The sequence below is a fragment of the Microcoleus sp. w1-18aA5 genome, assembly GCF_036701705.1.
Taxonomy (GTDB): domain Bacteria; phylum Cyanobacteriota; class Cyanobacteriia; order Cyanobacteriales; family Microcoleaceae; genus Microcoleus.
The window spans coordinates 1-4,761 of record NZ_JAUPTE010000148.1; the positions used below are offsets into that span (position 1 = coordinate 1).

The 4,761-nt window shown below is 40.7% G+C and carries 4 protein-coding genes and 1 pseudogene; 3 read left to right on the forward strand and 2 right to left on the reverse strand.

Translation table 11 applies throughout. From position 1 onward, the window contains the following. The first annotated feature begins 437 nt into the window (after nt 1-437). The 3 genes from Q5691_RS27260 to Q5691_RS27270 all read left to right on the forward strand — a co-directional run bounded on the left by Q5691_RS27260 (nt 438) and on the right by Q5691_RS27270 (nt 2,323). Entirely contained in the window at nt 438-1,529 is a 1,092-nt protein-coding gene (locus Q5691_RS27260) for an RNA-guided endonuclease TnpB family protein (protein WP_333312339.1), read from the forward strand. Between the two features lie 105 nt (nt 1,530-1,634). Next, complete coding sequence (locus tag Q5691_RS27265) at nt 1,635-2,006, forward strand: element excision factor XisH family protein (protein ID WP_333348350.1); 372 nt, start codon at nt 1,635-1,637, stop codon at nt 2,004-2,006. Next, nucleotides 1,994-2,323 carry a XisI protein gene (locus Q5691_RS27270; RefSeq protein WP_106332496.1) on the forward strand — a complete coding sequence of 110 codons (330 nt, stop codon included), beginning with the start codon at nt 1,994-1,996 and terminating at the stop codon, nt 2,321-2,323. The genes Q5691_RS27265 and Q5691_RS27270 overlap by 13 nt, the downstream gene beginning before the upstream one ends. Nucleotides 2,324-2,885: 562 nt before the next feature. Here Q5691_RS27270 and Q5691_RS27275 read toward each other — a convergent pair. Together Q5691_RS27275 and Q5691_RS27280 are read right to left on the reverse strand one after the other, a co-directional pair. Then, on the reverse strand, nt 2,886-3,116 hold the full coding sequence (locus Q5691_RS27275) for a hypothetical protein (RefSeq protein ID WP_333348347.1): 231 nt from the start codon (nt 3,114-3,116) through the stop codon (nt 2,886-2,888). Between the two features lie 438 nt (nt 3,117-3,554). Then, nucleotides 3,555-4,761, reverse strand: a pseudogene (locus tag Q5691_RS27280) (IS5 family transposase); the annotation flags it as partial.

Here is a 4,761-nt window from a genome sequence, read left to right on the forward strand (position 1 = left end):
TAATTATGAAATGGAACCGAAAGATCAAAAACAAAGGTAACTTAGTTAATGCAGTTTAGATGTCGAACAGCTTACAACATTAGACTCTGGATAAAGTTGGTATGCCGTTGTTTTATTTTATCCAGAGTGATGAAAGAGCGTTAGTCTGTTTTTTTGGGCTACTTGCTGTGGAATCGCCTGATATTGCTTTATCGCTGGTGGGTGGGAGAGTTATGCTCCGTGGGGGGAATTTTTGGGGAGTGCGATCGCGAATGGCTGTAATGATATGATGGCGAAATGGCAATCAATACTGCTCGGTTAAGCAATTTCGTGGGTATGATATGTCCGAAGAAGATATCTTTCACAATGCTGTTCGTTCAGCTTTAGAAAAAGAGCTTGACTAAAGTGCCAAATAGTTTGCTAAAATTCTCCAGAGTTAATCATTGAGAGGAAGTTTTGTGTTTGCCCTCAAACGAGCGCTCAAACTGAATAACAACGAAGCGACTTTGATGGCAAGACACGCAGGATTCCGGCGCGTAGTATTTAACTTTGGGTTAAGCTTGCGGACTCAAATGTATAGCGAGGGAAAATTCACAGACTCGAAGGTGATCAACGAAGTTAAAAAAGTTCTTACCAACTACGTCAAGAAAAAGCCTGAATTCGGCTGGATGAACCAGTTGTCTAGTCGAGTTTATCAAAATGCTTTAATTGACTTGAAAGATGCTTTTAGTAGATATCGCTCAGGAAAGGCAGGTCATCCAAAATTTGCTAGCCGTCGAGACGGTCAATCTTTTACGGTTGATTCATCTAACGGCAAAGTTTTGTTAACCGCTGGCAACACTATTAAGATTCCTACTTTGGGAACTTTTCGGCTTTTTGAGCCATTAGAGTGTAGTTTTATCTCTCAAACTTTCACGATTTCAAAACAAGGAAATCGCTGGTTCGTTTCTTTTTGCGTTGATGCAGAACGTCTCCCGGTTCAGCAGTCTGAAAGTTCTGTAGGAATTGATGTCGGCATCAAGTCATTTGCCACGCTGTCAACCCAGCAGGTTTTTGATGCGCCAAAACCGTTAAAGCAAGCGAAAACCAAGCTTGCTACTTTGCAGCGCCAAGCATCTAAACAGCTAAAAGGCTCTAAGAATCAGCGCAAAACTTACAATAAAATTAGCAGACTCCATGCAAGAATAGCTCGTATTCGCCTAGACTTTCTCCATAAGTTGACAACTTATTTAGCCCAAACTTTTAAGCTAATTAAGATTGAAGATTTAAACGTCAAAGGAATGATGGCGAATCATAAGTTAGCTGGAGCAATATCTGATCTTGGGTTTTACGAATTAAAACGGCAACTCGACTACAAGTGTCAAATGTATGGGGCTAGTTTGGTACTGGTAGACCAGTGGTTTCCTAGTACCAAAACTTGCTCGAATTGTGGCAACAAAAAAGATATGCCACTAAGCGTTCGGACTTTCGACTGTCCTGCTTGTGGCATATCTTTAGATCGGGATTTTAACGCAAGTTTGAATATTTTAAATTGGGAACCCTCGGCTTGAGGGGAATAGCCTACTTATCTTGGGATTAGCCGTCTACCCAACAGCGTAGGAAGTAAACCCTGAATTGTATCTAAAGACGACTTTAGGTAGGTTTAGGTAAGTTTTATAAAGCAGGGATGGATCATCACTCACGATCCTCTTTTTATCAAGGTAGAGGAACTTGATTTTTTTATCGACTTAGCAGGGGAGAAAATTTTAGCAGCAGAGAAAGATGGCTTCAAGATTGCTGTAGAGATTAAATCTTTTATCGGTGCATCTGATTTAGCCAGCTTTTATATAGCTTTGGGTCAATTTCTCAGCTATCGTTCTGCCCTGAGAAAGAAGCAACCCAACAGAATTTTGTATTTAGCAATAAACCAAGATGTGTATAATGATTTTTTCAGCAATCGTTTTATTCAAGAATTAATTGCAGAGCATCAGCTCAAATTACTCATTTTTGATGCTATTCAAGAGGGGATACTTTTATGGAAAGAGTAAACTACAGAGAATTAATCCAAACAATTCTGTCTCAACACTCAAGGAATGACTTGGATACTGAAACAGAAGTTCAATTACTTTTTGATACCGAACGAGAGCATTATCATGTGGTTCATTTGGGCTGGGACGAGCAAAAACGGGTTTACGGCTGTGTGATTCACGTCGATATAAAAGATGGTAAATTTTGGATTCAGAGGGATAGAACGGAAGCAGGAATAGCGAATGAGCTAGTAGCCGCCGGAGTTCCCAAGGAAGATATTGTTTTAGCTTTTAAAGCCCCTTACGTGCGTCAATTTACTGAGTTTGCAGTGGGGTAATTGGATACGGAGGATTTACATTTTCATCAAAAATAAAGTATTTAGTTTTGTCACGCGAGCGGAACTTACGCTCATAAACCGGGTTGATTTGAAAATCCTGTGTTTGGAGAGGTCGAGGAATAGCATTGGGGAAGAGATTCATAATCCGGGTTAGCTACCCCCTTTATCATCGGCAGAAAGAAAGTCACTTTCTGCGATTGCAGAAGAATCTGCGCGCTCGTTATTTTCCCTCAGCAAGATTGTCAGCTTCCCGCTATCTTGGCAACAAGCCAAGACTTCCGGCTGATAAAATATGCAAAAAGATTATAATTTCAGTTAAGAGAGTGAAAATAACCATCGCAATGATGCGAATCGAGTTAATCTAACTCTCGAAAAAACTGAAAATCTCTCTTTACATCATGTGGATGAACTGTTGCGATGTTGATCAACTCGATTGATGTCAACTGGAAAGAAGGGAAGAGCGCCTGACGGGGTGACAACAAGAGTCAGAACACAGATAGAATCAAGGACATAGCCCTCATACCCCTCTGAAAAAATGGTAGTTTGTTTCGCCTGGTTCTCATTAATGAGCGTAATAATCTCTCGACTTGCATTCCATACCAATTACCCAGTATTGACTATATAATCCTATCCAAAAACTACTAGAACGACGTATTGAGCGCCCGTATTCAACTAACCTGCCCACATATTTCGGCACTCCCATCGTCTTGATTTTTTGACCTTGAATCACAGCACAACTGTAAGCAATGGCTATCAATAATATCAAACTGCTTAAACGCCAGGGCTGTTTCATTCTAGTTGAGTAGTTGTAGGAGACCGCAATCATAATCACTCCAGACCGCAATCAGGATTTTTTCGAGACCACATTAAATGCAACTGAAGCCAAACTTCAGACCAGATTAAATGAAACACAGACCAGATTAAATGCAACCAGACCGCAATCATCCAACCGAGACCGCATTAAATGCAACTAGCTCCCTGACCTCAAACACTGAAACTCAGTCAAGCTAAAACCTTTATCTGGAAAACAATCCAGCCATCAGTACAGTCGGCCCAGAGCAGAGCGTCTCGCTGTAAGTCCAGGTTTTAGTCGAGGGTTGAAATCCGTGCGTAGCCAACGAGCATATACTCGTGCCTCTGTTTTGAGGGCGAAGTGTGAGGGAATGTTACATAACTAACTAGGGCTTGCTGAATAAGTTAAGAAAACTCGCTATCGCAATTAATGGGTGATTCAAGCTCGGCGAAACATAATTTTTTGTTGACTATAACTTGCCCAGTTATAGCTTTTAGTAATGATTAACCCGTAAACAGGTGTGATTTTTGGTTTTTGACATAAAAACACACAAAAAACCCGTCTTAACCAGGTAGAAAGGTTCATTACTAAAAAAGTAATAGCAATAGCTGTACCAGAAGTATTATCAAGTTTTGCCATCACGCGATTCAAGCTGAATCTTCGTTTACGCAAGTCCCGAACTTGCCCTCAATAGAGTTACGAATTCTCTCATCTTCCCAGGCTTGTTTCTTTGTTTCCTTACTCACAATTGCTGGTGGTCTTCCTAACGGAGGCCCACTAATTCTAATTCCTCTTTCTTTACACCAAGCTCGGTTTTCCCTTGTTCGATAAATGCGATCTGCATGGACTGATTCTGGATAGTATCCTGTGTAACTTTTAAATGCTTCTACTTGGGCTTTTAAGTCTCCTGATTCGTTAAAATTATCCCAGCTTATTCGCTCTAAAAACACATAGCCATCAAAGCAACTCGCTGACAGTTTAGCTCGCCTCTCTACTGGTTTTCCTGCTTTACCTCTAACAATGGGACGGATGTGGGGTTGGTTTAAACTTACTATTCTGTCCTCAATACTCTGTTTGTTATTTTCAAATAACCAGAGTTGTTGGCGATAGACTTCTGTGAGGACTAGCAAAGTTTTATATTGCTTTTTGGTCAGACTTTCCAGAGTCGCACCTGATTCGATTAGCTGATCAATATGAGCCAAGTTTCTTTTGATATATTGCAGTTGTTTTTTAATTGCTTGGATTTTTTTTTTCTGGTCGGTCGTCGTTGTTTGGCTACTGCTAAGTAGTCTTTTCTGGCTATTTTTCTGTAGGTTCTGGGTTTTTTCTTGATTTTTACTGTGAGAGATTTATAGAGAATGTCGATGATTTTTTCGGTATGAACTCGGGCTCGGTTTAATAGCCCTAAGTCCGTCGGATAGCTAATATCCGCTGGAGCACAGGTCGCATCTACGATTAATTTTCCTTGATTGGGTGATTCATTTTTTGCGTCCGAATCCTTTTTTTTTCGGGTTTGACTGGGATGGTTTCGCGCATTTTTTCCACCAGGCGTTCGTTCACTTTATTAAGTAGGGTTTGCTGAATAATCGCTCGCATATTGCGTGGTCTGGGTTTTCGATCGCGCGATCGAGAAAAAAGTGCAAGA

Bases quoted from the DNA above. Each gene is read 5' to 3' on its own strand.
- Q5691_RS27275 (WP_333348347.1), bottom strand. From the start codon at position 3,116: ATGAAACAGCCCTGGCGTTTAAGCAGTTTGATATTATTGATAGCCATT.
- Q5691_RS27270 (WP_106332496.1), top strand. From the start codon at position 1,994: ATGGAAAGAGTAAACTACAGAGAATTAATCCAAACAATTCTGTCTCAA.